29 protein-coding genes are annotated in these 23599 nt (G+C 66.2%); 11 read left to right on the top strand and 18 right to left on the bottom strand.

Features of this window, described 5'->3' with window-relative positions; genetic code table 11:
* Positions 1 to 83: 83 nt before the first annotated feature.
* Entirely contained in the window at positions 84 to 350 is a 267-nt protein-coding gene (locus DR_RS11145; RefSeq protein WP_027479922.1) for a hypothetical protein, read from the bottom strand.
* A gap of 224 nt (positions 351 to 574) precedes the next feature.
* Entirely contained in the window at positions 575 to 3046 is a 2472-nt protein-coding gene (gene leuS, locus DR_RS11140) for a leucine--tRNA ligase (protein ID WP_027479923.1), read from the bottom strand.
* A 284-nt stretch (positions 3047 to 3330) separates the two neighbouring features.
* On the opposite strand from leuS, the gene DR_RS11135 reads away from it, so the two are divergent.
* Positions 3331 to 4380, top strand: coding sequence for a DUF1963 domain-containing protein (locus DR_RS11135; protein ID WP_010888804.1), 1050 nt, complete (start codon positions 3331 to 3333; stop codon positions 4378 to 4380).
* A gap of 3 nt (positions 4381 to 4383) precedes the next feature.
* Here the strand turns inward: DR_RS11135 and DR_RS11130 are convergent, their stop codons facing one another.
* On the bottom strand, positions 4384 to 4803 hold the full coding sequence (locus tag DR_RS11130; protein WP_010888803.1) for a hypothetical protein: 420 nt from the start codon (positions 4801 to 4803) through the stop codon (positions 4384 to 4386).
* Between the two features lie 78 nt (positions 4804 to 4881).
* On the opposite strand from DR_RS11130, the gene DR_RS16910 reads away from it, so the two are divergent.
* From DR_RS16910 to DR_RS11115, 4 genes are all read left to right on the top strand, one after another.
* Positions 4882 to 5595 carry a hypothetical protein gene (locus DR_RS16910; RefSeq protein WP_010888802.1) on the top strand — a complete coding sequence of 238 codons (714 nt, stop codon included), beginning with the start codon at positions 4882 to 4884 and terminating at the stop codon, positions 5593 to 5595.
* Between the two features lie 30 nt (positions 5596 to 5625).
* Positions 5626 to 6099, top strand: a complete 474-nt coding sequence (locus DR_RS16905) for a hypothetical protein (RefSeq protein ID WP_010888801.1) — start codon at positions 5626 to 5628, stop codon at positions 6097 to 6099.
* A gap of 140 nt (positions 6100 to 6239) precedes the next feature.
* Positions 6240 to 7493 (top strand): MFS transporter, encoded by a 1254-nt coding sequence (locus DR_RS11120; protein WP_034350283.1) that lies wholly within the window; start codon positions 6240 to 6242, stop codon positions 7491 to 7493.
* Between the two features lie 202 nt (positions 7494 to 7695).
* Positions 7696 to 8946, top strand: a complete 1251-nt coding sequence (locus tag DR_RS11115) for a transcription antitermination factor NusB (RefSeq protein ID WP_027479925.1) — start codon at positions 7696 to 7698, stop codon at positions 8944 to 8946.
* A 184-nt stretch (positions 8947 to 9130) separates the two neighbouring features.
* Here the strand turns inward: DR_RS11115 and DR_RS11110 are convergent, their stop codons facing one another.
* Together DR_RS11110 and deoD are read right to left on the bottom strand one after the other, a co-directional pair.
* Positions 9131 to 9481 carry a hypothetical protein gene (locus DR_RS11110; protein ID WP_010888798.1) on the bottom strand — a complete coding sequence of 117 codons (351 nt, stop codon included), beginning with the start codon at positions 9479 to 9481 and terminating at the stop codon, positions 9131 to 9133.
* Between the two features lie 221 nt (positions 9482 to 9702).
* The gene (gene deoD, locus DR_RS11105; protein ID WP_027479926.1) at positions 9703 to 10422 is read right to left on the bottom strand and encodes a purine-nucleoside phosphorylase; all 720 of its coding nucleotides are present in this window, start codon (positions 10420 to 10422) and stop codon (positions 9703 to 9705) included.
* Positions 10423 to 10524: 102 nt separating this feature from the next.
* Here deoD and DR_RS11100 point away from each other — a divergent pair, with 102 nt between their 5' ends.
* Both DR_RS11100 and DR_RS11095 read left to right on the top strand, forming a co-directional pair.
* The gene (locus DR_RS11100; RefSeq protein ID WP_027479927.1) at positions 10525 to 10836 is read left to right on the top strand and encodes a rhodanese-like domain-containing protein; all 312 of its coding nucleotides are present in this window, start codon (positions 10525 to 10527) and stop codon (positions 10834 to 10836) included.
* Positions 10833 to 11153, top strand: a complete 321-nt coding sequence (locus tag DR_RS11095) for a metal-sulfur cluster assembly factor (RefSeq protein ID WP_027479928.1) — start codon at positions 10833 to 10835, stop codon at positions 11151 to 11153. Before DR_RS11100 ends, DR_RS11095 begins: the two co-directional genes overlap by 4 nt.
* Before the next feature lie 232 nt (positions 11154 to 11385).
* On the opposite strand, the gene ispH is transcribed toward DR_RS11095, so the two are convergent.
* The 12 genes from ispH to DR_RS11035 form a co-directional block, all read right to left on the bottom strand.
* Positions 11386 to 12393: a 4-hydroxy-3-methylbut-2-enyl diphosphate reductase gene (gene ispH / locus DR_RS11090; protein WP_010888795.1), complete on the bottom strand. Its 1008-nt coding sequence runs from the start codon at positions 12391 to 12393 to the stop codon at positions 11386 to 11388.
* Positions 12386 to 12712 carry a hypothetical protein gene (locus tag DR_RS11085; RefSeq protein WP_234944648.1) on the bottom strand — a complete coding sequence of 109 codons (327 nt, stop codon included), beginning with the start codon at positions 12710 to 12712 and terminating at the stop codon, positions 12386 to 12388. Before DR_RS11085 ends, ispH begins: the two co-directional genes overlap by 8 nt.
* Before the next feature lie 93 nt (positions 12713 to 12805).
* Positions 12806 to 13351, bottom strand: coding sequence for an endonuclease V (locus DR_RS11080; protein ID WP_010888793.1), 546 nt, complete (start codon positions 13349 to 13351; stop codon positions 12806 to 12808).
* Positions 13348 to 13881, bottom strand: a complete 534-nt coding sequence (locus tag DR_RS11075) for a cyclin-dependent kinase inhibitor 3 family protein (protein WP_010888792.1) — start codon at positions 13879 to 13881, stop codon at positions 13348 to 13350. The genes DR_RS11080 and DR_RS11075 overlap by 4 nt, the downstream gene beginning before the upstream one ends.
* Before the next feature lie 60 nt (positions 13882 to 13941).
* Complete coding sequence (gene hemB / locus DR_RS11070) at positions 13942 to 14934, bottom strand: porphobilinogen synthase (protein WP_051618813.1); 993 nt, start codon at positions 14932 to 14934, stop codon at positions 13942 to 13944.
* 63 nt (positions 14935 to 14997) lie between these two features.
* Positions 14998 to 15765 carry a peptidoglycan-binding domain-containing protein gene (locus tag DR_RS11065; RefSeq protein WP_010888790.1) on the bottom strand — a complete coding sequence of 256 codons (768 nt, stop codon included), beginning with the start codon at positions 15763 to 15765 and terminating at the stop codon, positions 14998 to 15000.
* Between the two features lie 44 nt (positions 15766 to 15809).
* Positions 15810 to 16040: a hypothetical protein gene (locus tag DR_RS11060; protein ID WP_010888789.1), complete on the bottom strand. Its 231-nt coding sequence runs from the start codon at positions 16038 to 16040 to the stop codon at positions 15810 to 15812.
* A gap of 6 nt (positions 16041 to 16046) precedes the next feature.
* Complete coding sequence (locus DR_RS11055) at positions 16047 to 16250, bottom strand: hypothetical protein (RefSeq protein ID WP_010888788.1); 204 nt, start codon at positions 16248 to 16250, stop codon at positions 16047 to 16049.
* Between the two features lie 16 nt (positions 16251 to 16266).
* Positions 16267 to 16653, bottom strand: coding sequence for a DUF3208 domain-containing protein (locus DR_RS11050; RefSeq protein WP_010888787.1), 387 nt, complete (start codon positions 16651 to 16653; stop codon positions 16267 to 16269).
* Positions 16654 to 16739: 86 nt separating this feature from the next.
* The gene (locus DR_RS11045; RefSeq protein WP_027479930.1) at positions 16740 to 17549 is read right to left on the bottom strand and encodes an amino acid ABC transporter permease; all 810 of its coding nucleotides are present in this window, start codon (positions 17547 to 17549) and stop codon (positions 16740 to 16742) included.
* Positions 17550 to 17720: 171 nt separating this feature from the next.
* Positions 17721 to 18476 (bottom strand): ABC transporter substrate-binding protein, encoded by a 756-nt coding sequence (locus DR_RS11040; protein ID WP_027479931.1) that lies wholly within the window; start codon positions 18474 to 18476, stop codon positions 17721 to 17723.
* Between the two features lie 177 nt (positions 18477 to 18653).
* A complete protein-coding gene (locus DR_RS11035) occupies positions 18654 to 19916 on the bottom strand; it encodes an ABC transporter ATP-binding protein (RefSeq protein ID WP_027479932.1) in 1263 nt (420 codons plus the stop codon).
* Between the two features lie 298 nt (positions 19917 to 20214).
* On the opposite strand from DR_RS11035, the gene rpmH reads away from it, so the two are divergent.
* The 4 genes from rpmH (at position 20215) to yidC (ending at position 22846) form a co-directional block, all read left to right on the top strand.
* On the top strand, positions 20215 to 20358 hold the full coding sequence (gene rpmH / locus DR_RS11030; RefSeq protein ID WP_010888783.1) for a 50S ribosomal protein L34: 144 nt from the start codon (positions 20215 to 20217) through the stop codon (positions 20356 to 20358).
* Positions 20359 to 20451: 93 nt separating this feature from the next.
* Positions 20452 to 20952: a ribonuclease P protein component gene (gene rnpA, locus DR_RS11025; RefSeq protein WP_010888782.1), complete on the top strand. Its 501-nt coding sequence runs from the start codon at positions 20452 to 20454 to the stop codon at positions 20950 to 20952.
* Entirely contained in the window at positions 20949 to 21239 is a 291-nt protein-coding gene (yidD, locus tag DR_RS11020) for a membrane protein insertion efficiency factor YidD (RefSeq protein ID WP_010888781.1), read from the top strand. Before rnpA ends, yidD begins: the two co-directional genes overlap by 4 nt.
* Positions 21236 to 22846: a membrane protein insertase YidC gene (gene yidC, locus DR_RS11015; protein ID WP_027479933.1), complete on the top strand. Its 1611-nt coding sequence runs from the start codon at positions 21236 to 21238 to the stop codon at positions 22844 to 22846. Before yidD ends, yidC begins: the two co-directional genes overlap by 4 nt.
* A gap of 96 nt (positions 22847 to 22942) precedes the next feature.
* Here yidC and DR_RS11010 read toward each other — a convergent pair whose 3' ends face one another.
* On the bottom strand, positions 22943 to 23554 hold the full coding sequence (locus DR_RS11010) for a TetR/AcrR family transcriptional regulator (RefSeq protein ID WP_162177694.1): 612 nt from the start codon (positions 23552 to 23554) through the stop codon (positions 22943 to 22945).
* Positions 23555 to 23599: the final 45 nt, after the last annotated feature.

Raw genomic sequence — 23599 nt, 5'->3', positions numbered from 1 at the left:
CCCCTGCTTCACGGCGGGGGCTTTTTGCGGTGGGGGCATAAAAAACCGCTCCCGGTCAGGGAACGGCATGGAATGGCACTTCGTTATTTCTTGGGCTTGGGCACGATGCACACCAGTTTGCCCTGGGGATTTTTCACGATGTTGCCGTGCTTGCGAGCACACTCGGTGCGCTGGTAGCGGCTGAGGTTGTTGGTCTTCTTGGCCTGCGCCTTGCGCGCGTTCTCCTGCGTGACCGCCGTGGCCTTTTGCGCCTGCGCTGGGGTGGGGGTCGTCTGCTTGGGTGCCGTCGTCTGCGCGGCAGCGGCACTGAGCACGAGGACGCTGAGCAAAGCAGTCAAAGTTTTATGCATGGCCGCAGTCTGAAAGCATCACCCCACGGCTAGATGAAAAGAGGAGGCTCCCCGCTCTTAGGAAGTGGGGGCCCCCGCTGCTTGAATTCTTTTGCGGATTTCGTCCAATTCCCCCACATCCGGAACGGCACCGGCTGCGGGTCCATTTCCCAATATCCGTCTGGGCTGCTACTCACTCCGCTCGGATTAAGTCCCCAAACTGGGGGACTCAATCGCAGTCCGTCTTACTTCGCCACGATGTTGATAATCCGCCCCGGCACGTAGATCTCCTTGACGACGGTCTTGCCTTCCAGATGCTTTTGCACCTCGGCGATGGCCCGCGCCGCGCTCAGGGCTTCTTCCTGGCTGGCGGTCTTGGAGATGCTGACCTCGCCGCGCACCTTGCCCGACACCTGCACGCCGATGGTCACGGTGTCGCGCACCGCCGCCGCCTCGTCCACCTGCGGCCACTGCGCGGTGTGCACGCTGCCCTTTTGCCCACGCTCATGCCAGATTTCCTCGGCGATGTGGGGCACGACGGGGGCCAGCATGCGGTTGAAGATGTCCAGCGCTTCCTCCCAGACGGGCGTGCCGAAGACCGGCGAGCGCTTGGCCTTGACCAGCGCGTTCGTCAGCTCCATCAGGGTCGAAATGATGGTGTTGAAGCTCATGCGCTCGAAGTCGTCGTTTACCTTCTTCAGCGCGGAGTGAACGGCGAAGCGCACGTCGGCGCCTTGCATCTTTTCCTCGGGGCCGCTGACCTTCTCCTCGAAGAACACGTTCCAGACGCGCGAGAGCCACTTACTCGGGCCGTTGATGCCCTGCGGATCCCAGGGGCCGCCCAGTTCCCAGGGGGCGATGAACATCAGGAACGCCCGCACCGTGTCGGCGCCGTACTCGCGCACCAGGTCGTCGGGGTCGACCACGTTGCCGCGCGACTTGGACATCTTCTCGCCGTCCTCGCCCAGCACCATGCCCTGGTTGCGCAGCCGGGCAAACGGTTCGCTTTGCGTCGTCAGGCCCATGTCGCGCATCACTTTGGTCCAGAAGCGCGAGTACAGCAGGTGCAAAATGGCGTGCTCGATGCCGCCCGTGTACAGGTCCACCGGCAGCAGGCCCGCCTTACTGGGGTCGAAGGGGCCGCCGTCGTAGTTGGGCGACAGGTAGCGGTACATGTACCAGCTCGAGTCCACGAAGGTGTCCATGGTGTCGGTTTCGCGCTCGGCGGGGCCGCCGCAGCAGGGGCAGGTGGTCGTCTTCCACTCTTCATCCAGCTTCAGCGGGCTCTGGCCGGTCGGGGTGAAGGCCACGTTCTCGGGCAACTTCACCGGCAACTGGTCCTCGGGAACGGGCTGCATCCCGCACTTCTCGCAGTGGACGAAGGGAATCGGCGTGCCCCAGTAGCGCTGGCGGGCAAACAGCCAGTCGCGCAGGCGGTAGGTCGTTTTGGCCTTCGCCACGCCGCGTTCCTCCAGCCGGGCAATGATGGCCGCGATGCTCGCCTTGCCGCCGGGCATGCCGTCGAACTCGCCGGAATTGACGATCTGGCCCTCGCCCGAGTACGGCTCGCTCGGCTGGTCGCCCATGCCCTCGGACCCCTCGGCGCGGATGACTTCCCTGATAGGCAGGTCAAACTTCTTGGCAAAGGCAAAGTCGCGCTCGTCGTGCGCGGGCACGGCCATGATGGAGCCGGTGCCGTAGGTGACCAGCACGTAGTCGGCCACCCAGATGGGCAACTGGTGCCCGCTGATGGGGTGGGTGGCATAACTGCCGGTGAACACGCCGGTCTTTTCGCCTTCCTGCTGGCGCTCCACGTCGGTCTTGCGCCCGGCGGCAGCGACGTAAGCTTCCACCTCGGCGCGCTGCTCGTCGGTGGTCAATTCCTTCACCTTGGCATGCTCGGGCGCCAGCACCATGAACGTCGCGCCCATCAGCGTGTCGGGGCGGGTGGTAAAGACCGTCTCGGGGCCGGCGGGCGTGTCGAAGGTGACCTCGGCGCCCACCGACTTGCCAATCCAGTTGGTCTGCATGGCGCGGACCTTTTCGGGCATGTCGGTGGCGCTAAAGTCCAGCAGTTCCTCGGCGTAGTCGGTGATTTTCAGGTACCACTGGCTCAGGTTGCGCCGCTCGACCGCCGTGCCGCAGCGCTCGCAGTGGCCGTTCACGACCTGCTCGTTCGCCAGCACCGTCTGGTCCTTGGGGCACCAGTTGACCAGCCCGCCCTTCTTGTAGGCCAGCCCGCGCTTCCAGAACTCGATGAAAAACCACTGGTTCCAGCGGTAGTACTCGGGGTCGCAGGTGGCGAACTTGCGCGACCAGTCGATCATCGTGCCCATGCGCGAGAACTGCCCGGTCATGCGCTCGATGTTGGCGTAGGTCCAGGTCGCCGGGTTGGTGTTGTTCTTGATGGCGGCGTTCTCGGCGGGCAGCCCGAAGGCGTCGAAAGCCATCGGAAACAGCACGTTATACCCGCGCATCCGCAGCCAGCGCGCGCGGGCGTCGGGGGCCACGTTGGCGTACCAGTGGCCGATGTGCAGGTTGCCCGAGGGGTACGGGAACATCGTCAGGGCGTAGAACTTCTCGCCGGGGGCGTTCTCGTCGAATTTGTACAGGCCGCTTTCCTGCCACTGCCCCTGCCACTTCTGTTCGATGGCGTGCGGGTTATAACGCTCAGCGCGGGGTTCCTGAATGTTGGGTTTAGTGGCTTCCTGGGTCATGAGGTGGCTCCTTTGTAGGTTGATGGGGGAGGGTTCCGCTTCGCTGATGGGTGATGGAACAAGAGCTGTGGCTGTGGCTTTTGCTGGCGCTGGTCTCTCAACCATCAACAAAAAAATCGCCCCGGCGCAAACGCAACCGGGGACCTTTCGCACGAGCTTTTGGCTAGGCGAAACGTCCCCGGTGGGTAAGCGCAGAGCGGATCATGCCTGAGAGTGTAGCGGATGAGGGCAGGATTGTGGAGAGCCGGGAGGCTAACTTTTGCTCCGTGTTATGCTCATGACATATGAAACCCGAATCACACTGTGTCTACCTTGAACTCAGCGCGGAACGTGAGCACAAGTTCTATGAGGTGACGGTGGAGGGAGCCGAGCTGACCATCCGCTATGGGCGCATCGGCACCGAGGGACAGACACAGCGAAAGTCGTTTGCCGACTCTGCCGGAGCGCAGGCGGAAGCTGAGAAGAAACTGGTGGAGAAGCGCAAGAAAGGATACGGCGACGCGGTAAGGGGACAGACCGAGAAAAAAGCCGTGGAGCAGCCACGCCTCAAACTGCCCAGGAAGTTCGAGCCCTACCGCGAGCGCATCGAAGCCACGCTGCGGCCAGTGCTGTTGCTGGAAGTGCTGGAGGAGGAACCGGGGCCACTGGGCAGCAAGGTGGGCGGCGTGCCTTACCGGGTGCAGGGCGAGGCGTGGCCCACGGACACGGAGGGCAGGCCCCTGACTTTCCTCGCGCAGCTCAATTTTGCGGACCTGCCGCCGCTGGAAGGCTACCCGGAAAACGGCATTCTGCAATTTTTCATCGGGCGCGACGACCTCTACGGTTGCGATTTCATGCGGCCTGAGGAGGGCAATCCTGCCAGTTTTGAAGTGCGCTGGAGTCCCGAGCCACAGATGGACCTGTCGCAGCTGGACGTAGAAACGCCTGATTTTGATGATGACGGCTTCTCACCGCTAGAAACGCTGCGGGGCTTTGGTCTGCGTGGTCAGCAGGTTGAGCAGCCAATGTCCTGGTGTGATTGCCATTTTGAGCAGGCCATCGGACTTGACCTCTGCGACAATTCCGAGGGGCCGGAGGGCAGGGCCCTGGGCGAGTGGCGGCAGGAAAAATACGACGAGCTTGCCACTTATGGGCATCAGGTGGGCGGCTATCCCTCTTTCACGCAGGAGGACCCCCGCACCGCTGACGACCCCCGGATTCTGCTGTTCCAACTGGATTCGGAGGCCGGAAAAATCACGTGGGGCGACGTAGGCATCGCCAACTTCTTTATTGACCCGGACGACCTCGCCCGGTGGGACTTCTCCCGGGTGGCCTACAACTGGGACTGTACCTGAGCCTCAGTCCGTGTGCCCGAACCCCGTCAGCGTCACGAAGGTGCTCTGGGGGTGGTGCTCGGCGAAGTACATCACCTGGTCGTCGCCCTTTCTGAGGATGGCTTCGAGTTGAATGCCGTCGTCGGGCTTGCGGCTGACCACCGCGTAGCCGGCGCTCTGCATCAGCCGCAGCAGCGTTTCCGTTTCGCCGGCGGGCAGCGTGAACTGCTCGATACGTGTGTCACCGCGCCTGACCTCGCTGCGAACCGTGTTGGAATCGGGACAAGTGGGCTGCGCTGCGGCAGGCTGCGGGGCCACGCCCCAGACCTGACCGGGCACCGCAAAACAGTACAGGGGCCGCTGCCAGCGCGACTCGCGGGCGAACCAGATTCCCACCGCGAGCAGGAGAGCGGCAACCAGCAGCAGCGGAAGGGCAAAGCGCATGGGCAGCAGCTTAGCGGCCCCTGACCTCCGGCGAGTGCCCCTGGGAACGCTCCGCAGCCCAGCGGCGTACCCCGCACCATGGACAGACCAGGAATCTGGGCGCGGGTCAAGGCCTTTACCCGTGGGGAACAGGACGCCGAGACACTCTACGCCTACAAACGCGCTGGGGCGGGCGTCCACGCCCAGCTCGACGCCGCCGAACGCCGCCGCTTCGGGCTGGCCGCTGGGGGAAAAAGCCCCTTTGCCCTCTCGGCGGGGGTGGGCACCGAACTCGCCTGCACCTGGAATGCCTTCGCCCTGCAAACCCTGGGCGACGAGATGTTGCAGGCCGACGAGGCGGGCGACCCCGACAGCGTGGGCTTCGTGCCGCCGGTGACTTTTACACAGGTGCACGCCTACTACGCCGAGGTGCAGCGCTGGCTCGCCTACGCCAACCGCGCCGAGCACGACCCCGGCTTTTCTCTCCCGCGCGGCACCCTCCCGGCCCCGCTGCCCGACTGGTCGCCAGTGGAGCCGTGCCCCCGCGCCCACCTCGACGCGATGATGGCCGCGCTCGGCGCCATGCGGCTGCACCTGGAAGCGGCGATGCTCGAACTGGAAAAAAGCACCCCCGAGGCCGATGCGCTCAAGCTGGGGCAACTGCGCGGGCACTTCGCGCAGGCAGTCGGGGCCGCCGACTACGCCTGCAACATGTACGTGCCCGGCGCGTCGCAGGCGCTGCACGAGCAGGTGGAAACCCTCGCCAAGCAGGCCACCGAGGACCTCTACCGGGTGGGGCAGTACCTCAGCTAACCCGACCTGCTGCTCACGGGCGGGGCCCAGGTGCCTGCGAGCGCCCCGACTGGCCTGGGCTCATTCGCGCTGCCCGGTCAACTCGGCTTCGACCCCTGGCTGATGACCGACCCCAACAATGTCGCCGCCCTCAAGCGCGACCCCGGCGTGGTGAAGGTCATTCGGGACATGTGGGCGCTCGACCCGCAGCCTGCCGTCAGTCTCCGCTGGTGGGCCGACATTCAGGCCGCCGAGCGGCGCGGCGACGTGCGCTACGCCCGGGGGCCGGGAGGCCGACTCGTCGGCTACTACTTCTGCGCCCCCTACGCCGCCATCTACGAGGCGGTGCGGCCCATCGTCGTGGGCGACACCGCCATTCGTGCCGGGCAGAGCTTCACCATCGAGTGCGCGCCCGAAGGCACCCGCGTCGGCTACCCCTTCAAACGCGAAGTCGTCACCGGCGATTTTCAGGCGGCGGCCCTGGACTACTGCGACCCGGACGCCCCGCCGCCGCACGACGAGTAGGCTCCCAAATCGCTTACCATCTCTAACCTCTGGCGGCAGATTTCATTTCCCTTTGACCTGCGCCGCCGATGGTGGGGCCCTCCCTCCTTATGAAAACCTCTAACTTACCGAGCGGTAAGTTGGAGGTGTATACTTTTGGCATGACCGCGACTTCTCCTGCTCCAGAGCCGGATGCCAGCACCAAAGGGCGCACCAAAATCATCCTGTTTTTGACCATTTTCATCGCCATGCTGGGCCTGAGCGTGCTGTTTCCCATCATCGGGCCGCTGGGCCGGCAACTGGGGCTGACCCCGGCGCAAATCGGCTGGTTTTCCACCTCTTACTCGTTGATGCAGTTCATCTTCAGCCCCATCTGGGGCAACCGCAGCGAGCATCACGGCCGCCGTCCCACCCTGCTGATGGGCCTCGTCGGCTTCTCGGTGAGCTTCGGGCTGTTCGGCCTGTTTGCTCAGCTGGGCATGAACGGCGGTCTGGCCCTCGGCACGCTGTTTGCCCTGCTGGTCGGCACCCGCATCATCGGCGGCATTTTCTCCAGCGCCACCCTGCCCACCGCGCAGGCGATGATGGCCGACATCAGCAGTGAAGACGACCGCGCCGCGAGCATGGGCCTCATCGGCGCGGCGTTCGGCCTCGGTGTGGTGTTCGGCCCGGCCATCGGCGGCCTGCTCAGCGGCATCAGCCTGGTGGCTCCGGTGTACTTCAGCGCGGGCCTGGGCCTGTTCACGGCGGCGCTGGCGTACTTCATGGTGCCGGAAACCCGTCATCCCGGTCAGACGCGCACGGCGACCGTAGACCGCCGCAGTCTGCTGAGTCGGGGAGGCATTCCGCTGTTCCTGGCCGCCAGCGCCCTGACCACTCTGGCGAGCGTGGGCATGGAGCAGACCATCTCCTTTTACGTGCAGGACGTGATGAAGCTCGACCCCGGCGAAACGGCCAAGACGGTCGGCAAGATGCTCGCCATCTTCGGGATTCTGGCGGCCCTCGTGCAGGGCGGCGCCATTCGGCCCCTGAGCAAGAAACTGCCCCCCACCCCGCTGATTCTGGTCGGCCTGGTCATCATGGCCGCCGGGATGTTCCTGCTGCCGCAGATGGCGACCTACTGGCCCATCACCGCCGCGCTCGCCCTGATCGGCGTCGGCAGCGCGATTCTGAGCCCCACCCTGAGCGCCGCCCTGAGCCTGAGCGTCGGCAAGGACGGGCAGGGCGCCGTCGCGGGCCTGAACTCCTCGGCGCTGGCGCTGGGCCGCATGGTCGGGCCGCTGCTCGGCACCAACCTGTACCAGCATGTCGGCCACGGCGCGCCTTACATCGCCAGCGGCAGCATCCTCGCGGTCCTCTTCGTGGTGATGCTGATTGCGCGCCCCCAGGTGCAGCCCCAGACCCCGGCAGCCTGAAGACGCCCGGTTGCGTGCCTCCCCTGCCTGCGGGTGGGGGAGTTTTTTTTGGGACGGTGGGCGGCAGAAAGTCAGAAGCTCAATCAAGCCCTCTACCAGGGGGAGAGGGAAGGAGCCGCAGCGCGGCGGAAGGGTGAGGGGTCTTTCGCACGCCAAGCCAGTACACCAACCCCATTCCCCTTCCCCCGCTATCCTGCCCCCGATGACTCGCCCCCCTGACCGCCGTCCCCAGCCCTTCAACCCCGCCCGCGAGGTCGCCGTGCGCGTCCTGATTCGGGTGCTGGCGGGCGAGGGCTTCGCGGCGACGGCGCTCGACAGTGCTCTCCAGTCGGCACGGCTGCCGGGGCGGGACGCCGGGCTGGCGACTCACATCGTCTACGGCACGCTGCGGCATTTTCCCTCGCTAGATGCGGCCCTTTCTCCTCTGCTGACCGGCAAGACCCACCCCAAGGCGCGGGCGCTGCTGCTCGCCGGGGCGTTTGAAAAACTGCATCTGGACACGCCGCTGCACGCGGTGGTCAACGAATATGTCAACCTCGCCCGCGACGCCCGGCTCGCCCCGCCCGGACTGGTCAACGCGGTGCTGCGCCGGGTGGAAAAAGCCGACGTACCCGACGTGCCCAAGTGGTTGGCCGACGTGTACCGGGGGGCCTACGGCGAGCAGGCGAGCGCCGTGCTGGCTGACCTGCTGACCCCACAACCGCTGTGGCTGAGCCTGTCGGACGCTGGCGTGCGAATGCTCGAAGAAGACGGCAACGTCGTGCATCCCGGCATTCAGGGCACCGAGCGGGTCGAACTCGCCCAGTCGCTGCGGGCCACCCGCGCCTTTATGCAGGGGCAGGCGCAGCCCATCAACCCTGCCAGCCTCGCCTGCGTGGACGCGCTCGGCGACGTGGCGGGCGTGCGGGTGCTCGACCTCGCCGGGGGCATGGGCATCAAGGCGGCGATGCTGGCGACACGCGGGGCCGAGGTCACGAGCGTGGACGTGGTCGCCCGCAAACACGACGCCGCCCGCGCCAACCTGAAGCGGCTGGGTCTGCACGCCGAGTTCCTGACCCACGACCTGACCACCCCGCTGGACCTGCCGCCCGCCCCTGCCGTGCTGCTCGACGCCCCCTGCACCGGCAGCGGCACCCTGCGCTCGCACCCCGAAATCAAGCTGCGCCTGACGCCGGACGCGGTGGCCGAGGCGGCGGCGTTGCAGGCTCAGATGCTCCCCAACGCCGCCGCGCTGGTGGCGCCGGGTGGCGTGCTCGTCTATTCGGTCTGCTCGGTCACAAAGCAGGAGGGGCCGGGCGTGGTGGCCGACTTTCTCGCCGCGCACCCCGAATTTCAGCCTGAAAGCGTGCCGGAGTTGGACGTGCCCCACGTCGCGGCGGGCGCGGGCGTGCTGACAGTGCCGCTTGGTGGGGTGGACGGGTTTTTCATTGCCCGACTGCGGAAGGGGGTCTAAACGCTGACCGTCAACTCGTCTAACCGCTGCTGGACGTGAGATGAGACGGTTCGACATTCATTTGACACAAGAATGTCCTGCTTTTTTTGACCCTCTACCTTGATGGGAGAGGGCCTCGCGCAGCGAGGGGTGAGGGTGTTTTTTCTGTCAAATGCTTGAGACCTTGAGCCTCCCATACCCCCCCTCAGTCCTGCTTGTACCCCGTCACCCGCCAGCCGCACGTCCCGACTTTGTTCAGCGTGACCGTGCCGGGATAGCTCCCTTGCACCGCCTTACCGCTGGCGCGCTCGGTGGCCCGGATGTTCAGGGTGCCGCGCACGGTGGCGGTCTGACCCCGGATGGTCGGCGTGCCGATGTGTACGTCGTGGCGCACGTTGCTGTACATGAAGCCGTAGACGAGGGCCGCTGTGTTCATTCGCTGGCTGACCGTCGCCTGGGCCGCCGCGCGGACATTTTGCGCCGACTGTGCGGGCGTACAGGCCAGGGCCGAACTGCCGAGGCCGAGGGTCAGGAAAAGGGCAAAAACTCGCTTCATGCGGCGCGTTCTAGCGTGCCCGTGAGTGAACTGGCTGAGGGGATGCGTCAGGCGGGAGTCAAAAAAACCTCCCCCACAGCGGGGGGAGGAGAACTTGGAACATTTAACGAAAAATATTTCGTGCTGTCGACCCTCTACCCTCGTGGGAGAGGGCCTTGCGAAGCAAGGGGTGAGGGGGCGTCCAGACCAACCCTGACGAATCCCTCATCCCATCAAACGCTCTAAGCTTTCTTTTCCAGCCCGAGCGCCGCGTCGAGCGCGACTTCAATCATGCCGTTGAAGGTGAGCTGACGCTCCTCAGCGGAGGTGACTTCGTGGGTCACGAGGTGGTCGCTGATGGTGAGGATGGTCAGCGCCCGCACGCCGTATTTGGCGGCGAGGGTGTAGAGCCCGGCGGCTTCCATTTCCACCGCCAGCACGCCGAACTCGGCCCAGCGCTGAAACTCGGTCGGGTTGTCGTTGTAGAAGGTGTCGCTGCTCATGATGTTGCCGACGTGGGCGCTGAAGCCGCGCTCCTGGGCAATCTGGTACGCCCGCAGCAGCAGCTCGAAGTCGGCGATGGGCGCGAAGGTGCGCTCGCCGAAGCGGACGCGGTTGATGTTGCTGTCGGTGCACGCCGCCTGCGCCAGCACGAGGTCGCGCACGTGCACGCCTTCCTGATAGCTGCCCGCCGTGCCCACACGAATCAGGTTCTTGCAGCCGTAGTCCTGAATCAGTTCGTTGACATAAATCATGCAGCTCGGAATGCCCATGCCGGTGCCCTGCACGCTGACGCGCTCGCCCTTGTAGGTGCCGGTAAAGCCCAGCATCCCGCGCACGGTGTTGTGCTGCACGGGGTTTTCCAGAAAGGTTTCGGCGATGTGCCGCGCCCGCAGGGGGTCGCCCGGCAGCAGGACGGTTTCGGCAATCTGGCCTTTTTCGGCGTTGAGGTGAATGCTCATACCCCGCAGAGTATCAGGCGACCTCAGCGCGTTTCGGCCAAATTTCCGGCGATTGGCTGCTCGTCCCGCTTTTTTCTCAGTCGGGTTCGCTATGCTGCCCCCATGAAAGAAGTCACCCCCGCCGAAGGGCAGAAGCTGGTGCAGCAAGGGGCGCTGCTCGTGGACGTGCGCGAGCCCGAAGAGTTCGCCAATGTCCACGCTGAGGGCGCCCAGCTCATTCCCCTGAGCGAGTTCGAGAGCCGCTTTGCCGAGCTGCCCAAAGACCAGCCCCTCGTCATGATTTGCCGCAGCGGTGCGCGCAGCCAGCGCGCCGGCGAGCTGCTGCTGGAAAACGGCTACAGCGACGTGGTCAACCTCCGGGGCGGCACGAACGCCTGGGTCGAAGACGGCCTGCCCTCGGTGCGCGGCCAATGACCCTGCCCAGTGAAGCGCAGGTGCTCGAGGCCCTCAAGGTCGTCAAAGACCCCGAGATTCCGGTCAACGTGGTGGACCTCGGCCTGATCTACGGCGTGGACATTCTGGAAGACGGCAACGTGGACATCACCATGACCCTGACCAGCGTGGGCTGCCCGGTACAGGACCTCATCCGCGCCGACGCCGAAATGGCGGTGGGCCGCCTGGACGGGGTGGAAGGCGTCAACGTGGAATTCGTCTGGACGCCGCCCTGGGGCCCCGATAAGATGACCGAAGACGGCAAGCGCCAGATGCGGATGTTCGGGTTTAACGTCTGAAATGGGTTCCGATTGAATCCTGTTGTTTTGGATTCAATCGGACTTGAAAAGCTGCGCAGCAGAGCGGATGCGACTCGCAGAGTAGGAAAAATACGGGTTTCGCGGTATGGAAGCACGGGCGGCGCTTTTCCGACTGTGCTGGAGTGGAGCGGAATCCGTATGGAGGAGAGAGGAAAAAGGGAAGGGCAGAGAGCTTGACGGCTCTTTGCCCTCCTTTGTTTCCTTTGGTGCCTCACTGCATCGTGCGCGGCAGCTCCTGCGTGGGCGCAATCTTTTTCGGCTCGCGGAACTCGATGTTTTCCCACTCGCCTTCTTCGATGACCTCCAGCGCCGGATTCAGCGCCCGGAAGTGCGCCACCACGTCCTGTACGAGGTCGTCGGGCGTGCTGGCGGCGGAGGTGATGCCGACGCTCCGCACGCCGCCCAGGTCGCCGTTTTGTTCGAGCCGGGTCAGGTCGGCGGCGGTTTCCAGCCGGTAGGCGCGGCCACACTCGGCCTCGGCCAGTTCGAGCAATCTCATCCCGTTGCTCGAATGAGTGGAAGTCAGCACCAGAAAGGCGTCCACGTTGGGGGCGATGTTTTTCACCGCGTCCTGCCGGTTTTTGGTCGCGTAGCACAGGTCCTCGCTCGGCGGCACCACCAGCGCGGGAAAACGGGCCTTCAGGATGTCCACCGTCTTGCGGGTGTCGTCCACGCTGAGGGTCGTCTGGGTGAGCACTACCAGCCGCTCGGGGTCGGGCACCTGCACCGCGTGCGGGTCGTTCAGCCCCGGCCCGGTCTTGCCGAGCACCCCCACCAGAATGGTGTTTTCCGGCGCCTCGCCCCGCGTCCCGATGACTTCCTGATGCCCGGCGCTGTCGCCGATGAGCAGGATGGTGTAGCCCTCGCGGGCGTATTTTTTGGCCTCGGTGTGGACTTTGGTCACCAGCGGGCAGGTCGCGTCAATGGTCGAGAGCCCGAGCGAACGCGCCCGCTCGCGCACCGCCGGGCTGATGCCGTGGGCGCTGAAAATCACGGTGTCGCCGCTGTCCGGCAGGGCGTCCACCGCGTCCAGATCCTCCACGAAATGCACCCGTCCGCCTTCGGAGAGCCGCTCCACCACCGTGTGATTGTGGACGATGGAATGGTAGACGGTGACCGGCTTGTCCTCGCGCACGGCGGCCTTTTCCACCGCCTGAATCGCCATGACGACGCCCGCGCAAAAGCCGCGTGGTTTGGCGAGATAAATCCGCTCAATCATGTCGGGATGATAGGCGAGGGCGGCGTGAGCGAATGAGGCTAGGAACCGAGGCGAGGAGAGCAGCGGGCAGAATCAGCGCCATCAGAGAGAAAAGCCCTTCAGTGGGCATCCGGTAGGGCGACCAGACCCACCCGAGCAGCAGCGCGGGCGTGAGCAGCAGCGTCAAGCTCTTCCACCAGCGTGGCGCGAGGACGACGGCGAGCAGGGCGGCGGCGAAGATGGGGAGGGGGAGAAACCAGACCGCTTGCAGGTTTTCCCAGAGGGCTGCCGGACTCCACCAGGCCGCGTCAGGATGTCGCCAGCSTTCGCTATATCTCAAAGCCAGGACAGAGGCCGAAAACGTCCCCAGTGTCCAAACATACGTCCAGAACGCAAATTTCAGGGCAGGCAGGAACCGGGGCACAGGCTCAGGCTACTTTCCTGCCTGACCTGCCGTCGTCAGTCCAAAGGTAGAGGCGGCCTCCAGCCCCCGCGCCAGCCGGTCGGCCTGCTTCAACAGGGTCGGCAAGCGGTGAGGGCCGTGCATGGCCGCGACCTGCGCTTTGGCGTCCGCGAGGGGCAGCCCGGCGGCGGTGACATACAGCGGACTGTGGCTGCCTCCGCGCCGCACTTCTGTTTCGGCGGGCGTGCCGGCAAAGGCGGTTTTGGCGACCCCGACCACCGGCACCGCGCGCCCCAGCGCCTCCCACAGTTTCCAGCCGAGGCCGGGCCGGGCGTCCTCGCCCAGCGTGACATAGCCGTCCACCACGACGGCGGAAAGTGGCACGGCGACGACCTCGACCAGCCGCAGCAGACACGGCAACTCGCGGCGGTAGAACTCGCCCGGAACATACTCGGCCACCTCGGGCAGATGGACGAGCAGCGTGCGCTCGGGCGCGGCGTCCGGCCAGTCGGTGAAGAGGACCCCGGCGGCCTGCGCTCCGGTGTCGCCGTACTGCACGTCGGCGGCGAGAATCATTGCTCGGCGAATTCGCGAATAAACTGCTCCTGCCGCGCATTCTCAATCGCGCCCCGGCGGGTCTTGCGGACCAGGGCAATCGCGTCGTCCGGCTTCATGCCCGCCTGCACCAGCAAACAGGCGGCGGTCAGCCCGGCGCGGCCCAGGCCTCCCCGGCAGTGAACGACCACGTTTTTGCCGTCGAGCAGCGCGTCGGTCAGTTCATCGAGCAGTTCACCGAAACGCGCCCGGTCGCTCGGCACCTGTCCGTCCACGATGGGGCACGCGCTCACGCTGATGCCGCTTTGCCCGGCAAAGTCGTGGTAGCCGGCCATGCCGAGCATCTCAAACTCAAAGTCCTCGATGAGCGGGGCCACGACCGTCGCGCCCTGCCGGGCCAGTTCCTGCATGTCGGCCTCCACGCTGCGGTTGTGCGTCACGCCGGGTTGCAGCAGGCTCTCACCCTTCTTGCCGGGCGCGAAGGTCAGGCCGAGCTGTCCGGGCCACAGGGCGGTAGGAATCCAGTCCACGCGAATGGGGTTGTCGGTCATAGGGGCAGTCTAGGGGAGAGGCCTTTTCAAAAGCCTTCCGGGAGAGAATCAGAGTTTCCTTCAGCTTTCCCGCAGCCAGCGCGCCGCGTCCAGCGCGTGATAGGTGATGATGGCGTCGGCCCCGGCGCGGACCATCCCGGTCAGGGTTTCGAGCACGGTGCGGCGCTCGTCTATGTAGCCGAGCTGAGCGGCGGCCTTGATGAGCGAGTATTCGCCGCTGACGTTGTAGGCAATCATCGGCAGGTCGAAGGCGTCGCGGACCGTCCGCATCACGTCCAGGTAGGCGAGGGTGGGCTTGACCATCAGGTAGTCGGCGCCCTGCTCCACGTCGAGCCGGGCTTCGCGCAGGGCCTCGCGGTAGCCGCCCGCCGGGTCCATCTGGTAGCTGGCGCGGTCGCCCTTGCTCGGGGCGCTGCCCGCCGCCTCGCGGAAGGGGCCGTAGTAGGCGCTGGCGTACTTCACCGCGTAGCTCATGACCGGAATGTGTGCGAAGCCTGCCCCGTCGAGCGCGGCGCGAATGGCCGCCACCTGCCCGTCCATCATGGCGCTCGGGGCGATGATGTCGGCCCCCGCGCGGGCCTGCGACACGGCGGTCTGCGCCAGCAGCTCCAGCGTCGGGTCGTTGTCCACTGTCCACTGCCCGCTCACCTCGTGCAGGTGCCCGCAGTGGCCGTGGCTGGTGTACTCGCACAGGCAGGTGTCGGCAATGACCACGAGGTCGGGCAGCGCCTCCTTGATCGCCCGCGTCGCCCGCTGCACCACGCCCTCATCGGCATACGCCTGGGTGCCCACCTCGTCTTTCACGTCGGGAATGCCGAACAAAATGACTGCGGGGATGTCGAGCCCCTGTGTCTCACGGGCCTTTTCCACCGCGCTGGGAATGGAGTGGCGCAGCACGCCGGGCATGGTCGAAATCTCGGAATCGCTCTGGCCCTCGTGCACGAACATCGGGAAGATGAACTGCTCGGGGCTGAGGCGGGTTTCGCGGGTCAGCGCCCGCAAGCCGGGGGTGCGGCGCAGGCGGCGGGGGCGCTGGGTGGGCAGAGGCGTCATGGGGGAGAGCATAGGCCGCTCACGCAGGGCGGGCTGTGACGGATGCCCACTCCTGGCCGCCGCTCAGCGCCGCCGCTTGGACAGCTCCTGCGCCGCCTGCGCGTCGAAGTATTTGGCACCCGGCGAAAACAGCGTGGTCCAGGTCGCCCGGTCCACCACGCCGGTCGGTTTCAGCCCGTTGGCAAGCTGAAAGACGATGACGTTCGCCTCGGTCACCGGGCCGAACCAGCCGTCGCCGCCCTTGCCGGGGTCCACGTGGGACCGGTCCATCAGGCGCAATTGAAGTTGTTTCACGTCCGCTCCGTTCATGCGCGGCGTGGTGAGACGCAGCGAGCGCTTGAAGGCGGGAACGGCGCTGGCCGCCGGAGTCTCAGTCTTCGGGGGTGTGGTGGGCGCGGGCGTCTGAGCGGCGGGCGTGGTGGGTGCTGGCGTCGCGGGCGCAGGCTTTTGCACCGAGGGCGTCAGCAAAATCAACGACGCCTCGGCGTTGGTGCTGTCGGGCACGATGCCGATGTTGACGTAGCCGTTCGGCAACGTGACCCAGTTGTAGACCCGGCCCTGCCCATCGGTGCGCCACGCGCCGTAGAGGTTGAGTTTGCTTGCCGCCGAGAGCGCCTTGCGGGTCGCGGCGAGGTTGAGGTCGGAAGTCACGCAGCGGGCCGAGGCCGACGCCTGCCGCACGCTGGCGGGGCAGGGGGCAATCAGGCCGTCCACCGCGAGCGCGGCGGCGTCGGCGGCCCGTTCGACATCCTGCGGCGTGGCGGCAGCGAAGGCCGCCGAGGTCAGCAGCAGGGCGCCCAGCGCGGCGGAGCGGGGGAGAAGAAGCGACATGGCCCCAGTCTAGGGTGGCCCGTGACGGCCCGTGAAGACAGGCTCTACACGACGAAGGCCCGCACCCGCTCCGCCTGACAGCGCCGCAGCAGGGCTTGCCGCGCCCCCGCCACCACTTCCGGGTCGGGATGCGAAACGGTGATTTGCACCCGCTTCCGCCCGGCGGCGTCCCGGCCCCGGTGCGTGGTGAGCGTGGCGAGCGTTTCGCCGGCCAGCAGCCGGGTCAGCACGTCCTCAGCGGGCGCGACGGGCAGCGTCACGAGTTCCGAGGCCACCGCGCTTTACTCCTCGGGCAGCGGCAGGCGCTGAATGCGGTACTCGCGCCGGGCCAGGGGCGGGCGCACTACACCGGCCATCATCAGCTCGTCGGCGGCGTCCTCGCTCAGGCGCTCAAGCTTGAGGACGTAAGCCCGCAGCGTGGCGTAGGAATCGAAGCGGCGGGGGTGCGGGTCCCCCTCGATCAGCAGGTCCACCCAGGCGATCATGACCTTTTCCAGCCGCTCACAGGTCGCGCAGGTCTTCCCAGATCTGCCAGCCCACGCCCTGCGGGGTGCCTTCGAGCAGTGGGTTCAGGGCCTGACTGGCAATGGTCGCGTCGTCGTGCAGTTCCTCGTTGCTGGGGCGCTCGTCGTACACCCGCAGCACCGTGAACTGGTAAAAGGTCTGGCTGGCGGTCGGCTCGCCGTTCTCGAAAAAGGCGAAGGGCGGCTGCACCTGATCCCACAGCACGTGCGCGTCTTCTTCCGACAGACTGGGGGCCTGCGACAGGTCGAGCTCACGCGGGAGGAACGATTCCAGGTCCACGTCGGCTCCCTCGGGGTACCAGAGGTACCCTTGCAGCAGCCGAACGGCGGCTCGTCCCCCGGCAGGCGGTTCAGCAGCACTCACGCGTCACAGCATAAAGCAGAGAACGGAGGGCAGAGAGCAGCGCGTCTCTCTTTCCTCCGCTTGTTCTGCGCTCCCCGCGCTCCGGGTCAGCGGCTGGCGATTTTCACCCGCTTTTCCAGTTGGTCGGTAAAGAGGGTCAGCACCGTGGTCAGCGCCAGATACACGGCGGCCACGGTGGTCAGCACCGGCACCGGCTGAAAGCTCTCGCTGCTCACGCGCTGGCCCGAGAGCGTGAGTTCAAGCAGCGCGATGGTGGACGCCAGCGAGGAATCCTTGAGCAGCGCCACCAGGTTGTTCACCAGCGGCGGCACCACGATCCGCAGCGCCTGCGGCAGCACCACCGCGTTCATGGTCTGCCCGGCGCTCAGGCCCAGGCTGCGGGCGGCCTCGCTCTGACCGCGCGGCACTGCCAGAATCCCGGCGCGAATGACCTCGGCGTTGTAGGCGCCCACGTTCAGGGCGAGCGCGATGACCGCCGACCAGAACTCGTTGAGCTCTAAGTTAATCCCGATGGTCTTGAGCAGTGGCGGCAGCGCGTTGTACACGAACAGAATCTGCACCAGCAGTGGCGTGCCGCGAATCAGCCAGATGAAAAAACTGGCGGGCGCCCGCACCAGCGCGCTCGGGCTGCTCCGCATGATTCCAGCGATCATCCCCACCAGCAACCCGATCAGTCCGCTGACCAGGGTGAGTTTCAGCGTCATCTGGGCGCCTTCCACGAACAGGTCGGCGTACTGCCCCACCGGCTCGGGCATCTGGCGCAGCACCAGCGTGATCAGGAAAAACAGCGCCGTGAAGGCGGCGGCGGCCCCCAGCAGCCACAGCGCGAGGGTGCCGGCGCCCTGCGGGCCTTTGCCGGGAAGTCGGGGCGGGGGAGGCGGGGCAGAGGTGGTCATCGGCGGCTCCAGATGTGGCAAGCGGCTGAGAACAGCGGAGGAAAGACCCTGAGCATCGCGGGACACTATACCGGCGCCTGCTGGGCCTCATTTTTCCTGCCGCTGGGAAAGTGGGAAAGGTGGTCGGGTCAGGGGGCGGCGAGCCTGAGGCCTTCCGCCCCGCGTCACGGCTCAGCGGCAGCGCACGTCCTGACCAAAATACTGGTTGCTGATGCGGGCGTAGGTGCCGTTCGCCTGCGCCTTGGCAAGGGCGGCATTGAGTTCCTTGAGCAGCGTCACGTTGCCTTTTTTCACCGCCATGGCGTTGCGCTCACGGAACAGCAGGTCGCCCTGCACGATCTTGCCCTTCTGTGCCTTGACGAGATCGAGCCCGGTAAAGCGGTCGCCCACCCAGGCGTCCACCCGGCCCGCCATCAACGCGGCCTGGGCGTCCACGTCCCGGGGAAAGGTCTTCACGTCGCCCACGCCCGGCACCTTGCGGACATTTTCGAGGTAGGTGGTGCCCACCTGCACCGCCACCGACTTGCCTGCCAGCGCCTTCGCCGTCAATGGGCCGCCGGGCCGGGTCACGATGGCGCCCCCGGTGCAGTAGTGCGGGTCGGAAAAGTCCACCGCCTTTTGCCGCTCGGGGGTGATCCCGTGCGAGGCGATCACGAAGTCGTAGCGGTCCTGGTTCAGGCCGATCAGCAGGCTGTCGAAAGGCTGCACGGTCCACTCCACCTTCAGCCCGAGCTGCTTGCCGAGCGCGTTGGCGAGGTCCACCTCGAAGCCGGTCAGTTGCTTGCCCTTCATCAGGTTGAACGGCGGAAAGGCCCCCTCGGTGGCGACCTTGATGGTGCCGGACTTCTTGATCTCGGCCCAGGTGCGGGCCTCGGCGCTGGTGGCGAGCAGGGTCAGGGTGGTCAGGGCAAGCAGGACCTTCTTCATGGCGCTCCTTTGTAATTCATGGGATGATGAGAAATTGCCAATTGCCAGACAATCTGGGAAATCACCTTCTGTCTGCCAAGTTCGGCGGCCCTGCGGGTGGGTTGCAGGCCGCCCGACAAAGGCAGCGGGAGGCCCCCTGATGGAGACCTCCCGGCAGGTCATGGGTTGCGGCGGCCCTCAGCGGGGCGCGTCCGTCGTGATGACGGTGACGCCAGCGGGAGCGTTTGGGGCAGTGGCCATCGCGGGGGCGCCTTGGCCAAAACTCACCGCTTGCGGTTGGCCCTGGCCGGGGTACTCGTAGCCGAGGCCCTGGGTGTCCATCTGGCCGCGCGTGCCGCTGGGGGTGCCCCGATCGATCGCCAGTTCCGTTTCGGTGTCGAAGGCGTGCAGGCGGGTCTGGTCGATCAGCAGTTCCACCTGATCGCCGGGCTGCACCGGGGCCATGCCTTCCACCTTGGCGGTCACTTGCTGGCCCGCCACGTCCACGATCAGGTCGGTCTGGGCGCCGAGCGACTCCACGACCACAACTTCGCCGCGCAGCACGTTGCGGCCCTGCGGCAGGTCGCTGTGGCCGACGAGCCCCACGTGTTCGGGGCGAATCCCCAGGAAGACCTCGCGGCCCTCATACGCCCTCAGGCTTTCGGCGAGGCGGCCCATCGCGGCCACCTGACTTTGCCCGATCACGAATTCGCCGTTCTGCACGCGGGCGGTCAGGAAGTTCATGGACGGACTGCCGATGAAGCCCGCCACGAAGCGGTTTTGCGGGAAGTCGTAGAGGTTCATCGGGGTGTCCACCTGCATGATCACGCCGTCGCGCATCACCACGATGCGGTTGCCGAGCGTCATCGCCTCCACCTGGTCGTGGGTCACGTAGATGATGGTCGCCCCGAGGCGGCGGTGGAGCTGCGAAATCTGCGAGCGCATCTCCACGCGCAGCTTGGCGTCGAGGTTCGAGAGCGGCTCGTCCATCAGGAACACCGACGGCTCGCGCACGATGGCGCGGCCCATCGCCACGCGCTGGCGCTGCCCGCCCGAAAGCTCCTTGGGCTTGCGCCCGAGCAGGTGCTCGATCTGCAAAATCCGGGCGGCGTCGCGCACGCGCTTGTCGATCTCCTCGCGCGGCGTCTTACGCAGCTTGAGGCCGAACGCCATGTTCTCGTAGACGTTCATGTGCGGGTAGAGCGCGTAGTTCTGGAAGACCATCGCGATGTCGCGGTCCTTGGGCGGCACGTCGTTGACGACGCGGTCGCCAATTCGCAGCACCCCGTCGCTGATGTCTTCGAGGCCCGCGATCATTCGTAGGGTGGTGGACTTGCCGCAGCCCGACGGCCCCACGAAGACCATGAATTCGCGGTCGGCGATTTCGAGGTTGAAATCCTTCACCGCGTGCTGCTTGTTGCCGTAGTACTTGTTGACGTGCTCGAGAATCACTTCGGCCATGACGCCTACTCCTTCGCCGCCCCTGCTCTTCCCCGTGAATGAGGGGTCGGGGAACCGGGGTTCCGGGTGAGAAACCTGCTGCTTACGCTGTTGCCGTGCGGACAAAACGCAGCATAGCGCCCGCCCGCGTCCGTCCTACGGGCTTTACCACCCCGGCGCATGGCGTGATACACTGGGCGAGTTTGCCCCGCGTCCGGGGCGTATCGTGGCACCGGCACGGCGGCTTCAGACAGGCACCATTTCCTGGGCAGGCTGCGCCGGAGGCAGACGAGCAAAGACCACCCAAGGAGTAACCACCATGAAGCGTACCTACCAGCCCAACAACCGCAAGCGGGCCAAGACCCACGGCTTTCGCGCCCGCATGAAGACCAAGTCTGGCCGCAACATCCTGGCCCGCCGCCGCGCCAAGGGCCGCCACCAGCTCACCGTCAGCGACGAGTAAGTCCCGGCTCGGGAGCCACTTATTTCTCAGCTTTCCACCACCAGCGCCACGGGCACAGAGGCCAAACCTCGCCGCCCGCTGGCGCTGGCTCCATTGCGGGGCGAGCGCGAGTTCCGCAAGGTCCGCGCCCACGGCGCCGCAGTGCGCGACCCGCTCTTTACCCTGCGCCTGACCGACTATCGCCCCCGCTACGGCGAGCGCTGGCACCCCCGCGCCATCATCGGGCTGGTGGTCTCCAAAAAGACGCTCAAGCACGCCGTGAAGCGCAACCGCGCCCGCCGCCGCGTTCGCGAGGCGCTGCGGACCATGCCGCCGGAACTGCTGCCGGGGGGCCTGCCCGCCTGCCGCGCCATCCTGATGCTCAACCCCGGCGTGCTGACGGTGCCTTTTCCCGAGTTGCAGGCCGCGCTCGCCCAGGCCTTGCAGCGCGGGGCCGGGGCCACCAAACGCGGCGGCGCCAAGGGCAAGGGCGGCAAAAAGGGCGGTGGCCAGGTGGCGGGCGAACGGGCCGGGAACGAATCGGGGAGCGGGCGCGTATCCGCTGAGGTGAACCCCACTTCCGCTTCCCCGGCGTCCCCGGCGGAAAAGTCATGAGCGCGGCGCCGCTGGTGCGGGCGGTGCGCTGGTATCAGCGCGTCCTTTCGCCGCGCAAGCCCGCGCCGACCTGCCGGTTTAGCCCGACGTGTTCGGAGTACGCTGCTCAGGCACTCGACCGACATGGTGCGCTCAAGGGCGGCTGGCTCGCCCTGTGGCGCGTCCTGCGCTGCAACCCGCTGGTGCCGGGCGGCTTTGATCCGGTGCCCGAGCACTTTCCCGCCCGTCACCCGCGCCCCCAGGGCTCCCCCCCTACGGACCACCCCCCAACGGACCAACCTTCATGACCAACCCCACACCCAAAAAACTCCTGCTTCCCATCTCCGCCGTCCTCGGTGCGACGCTGCTCAGCGGCTGCGCGCAGACCGGCCCACTGCCCAACTTCGGCAAGGCGATCACGCCCGAATGGATCGTGACCAACTTCGACGGTCAGCCGGGCGACGAGTACATCGCCACCAGCAACCTGCAAGACGTGATCTTCAACGCCCGTGGCGAGGTGATCGGCTGGTACGTCAAGAGCTACGCGGGTACGCCGTTTATCAAGAAAAAGGCCGACGGCAGTTACGACTTCAGCGCCCTGCAAAACCAGAAGGGCGGCATCGTCAACATGGTGGCCGGGCGCAAGGCGTTCGCGTTGCAGGCTGGCGACGCGCTCAGCCCCGACAAGCCCGCCGAGGCGCAGCCCGCGCAGGTGAAGACCGACCTCGCCGCCAACCGCCAGGACGCGGTGTTCCGCTATGCCCAGAACGGCGTGCAGGTGACCAAGACCATCACCCTGCACCCCCGCAACTTCAAGGTGGACGTGCGGACCGAGGTCAGGAACGGCCCGGCGCAGGTCAACATGCTGTTTCCTGGCCTCGGCAAGGCGGACAATCCCCGCGTGCAGGCAGTGCCGGTGGGCGGGCAGCCCGCCAGCGTGCAGGGCAGCGGCACCCTGAGTGTTCAGAACATCCAGTACGCCGCGCTGCAAGAAAACCCGAGCCAGATTGCCCACGCGCTGATCGTGCGCCCCCAGCAGGGAACAAAGGTGGACGTGCAGCTCACCGGCGGGCCACAGGGCCTCGTAACGGCGACGCTGCCCGCGACCAGTAGCCTGGAAGTGTACGGCGGCAAAAACGAACTGATTCACCTTTACCAGAGCGGCTACACCGAGCTGCCGGGCCTGTTTCAGCCCAACTTCTTCGGCCAGATCAGCCTCCTGATCGTGAAGCTGATGGAAGCGCTCTACAAGGTCATCGGCAACTGGGGTCTGGTCATCATGGCGCTGACCATCCTGCTGCGGCTGGTGATGTGGCCGCTGATGCAGGCGCAGGGCCGCACCACCGCCCGGATGCAGCTCGTGCAGCCGCTGCAAAAAGAAATCCAGGAAAAGTACAAGGGCAAGACCGACCCCGAGTCGCAGCGGGCCATGCAGATGGAAATGGCGCAGCTCATGCGCGATTACCAGGTCAACCCGGCGGGCTGCTTTTCCACGCTGCTCCCCTTCCCGGTCTTGATCGCGCTGTGGGCCACCATCCGCAACTTCGAGTTCGACAGCGGTTTCCTGTGGCTGCCGGACCTCGCCACCCCTGACCCCTTCTACATCCTGGCTGTCATTTACCTGTTCGTGAACCTCGGGCAGCTCTACGTCTCGACCCGCAAAACCCCCGAGATGTTCCGGCAGCAGGCGATGATCTACCTCGTCTTCCTGTACTTCGCCCTGACCTTCCCGTCGGGCGTGACGCTCTACATCATCCTTTCGACCATCATCGGCATCGTGCAGCAGATCATCATCAACAAGCAGGTCGAGCACGAAACCGCCAGCCTCGGCCAGACCGTGCAGAAGGTCGCCCCCGGCACCCGTCCGGCAAGCAAGACCACCGTGACCAAGACGATTGACGCGCCGAAGAAGTAAGCGCTCATCAATTAAGTGCGTCCCAACAGAAACCGCCCCACCTCGGTATCGGTATGAGGGGGGCGGCTTTCCTTGTGGAGGTCAGCCCTGTCGAGGTCAGCGCGGGCCAGCGCCGTCGAAATACACGCTGAGCAGTGCCTGCGCGGTCTGCTGCGGCTGCCGGGCGCCGGGGCCACTCACCAGCGGGTAGAGCACCGCGAGCAGCGCCAGGGTCAGCGTGGCGGGGGAGAGGTCGGTTCGCAGTTCGCCGCGTTCGACTGCCGCCTCGATCAGCGCGGTCAGGCCGCCCATCCACACCCGGCGGTACTCCGTCTCGAAGGCGGCGCGGCGCTCGGGCGAGACGTGGCGCAGTTCGGAAGCGAGTTGCAGGCCCACCCGCTGTTCGGGGGCGGTGTCGAGCAGGTCGCGAATCAGGGTGTCGAGCTGCGCCCGGATGCCCTGCTGCTGCCCGGCGTGCTCGACCAGCCGCGCCAGGGTGGCGAGGGCGCCGTCGAGCATCGCCAGAAACAGGGCTTCTTTGTCGGCGTAGTGGTGGTAGAGGGCCGGCTTGGTCACGCCCACCGCCTCGGCCACCTCGCGCATGCTCACGCCGTGGTAGCCGCTGGCGACAAAGAGCCGCGCCGCCTCGGTCTGGATACGTTCACGGGTCGTCTCTTGCGAGGAAAAGGAAGCGCGGGAACTGGGCGGGGGCAAACTCACAGCGCCCATCATAAGCGACTCCCCGCGCCCGGAGTGCGCCGCCGCCCCCTATGC

Source organism: Deinococcus radiodurans R1 = ATCC 13939 = DSM 20539, assembly GCF_000008565.1.
Lineage (GTDB): Bacteria > Deinococcota > Deinococci > Deinococcales > Deinococcaceae > Deinococcus > Deinococcus radiodurans.
Note: the sequence above shows the minus strand (reverse complement) of the source record. Positions and strands in the feature narration are given on the sequence as shown.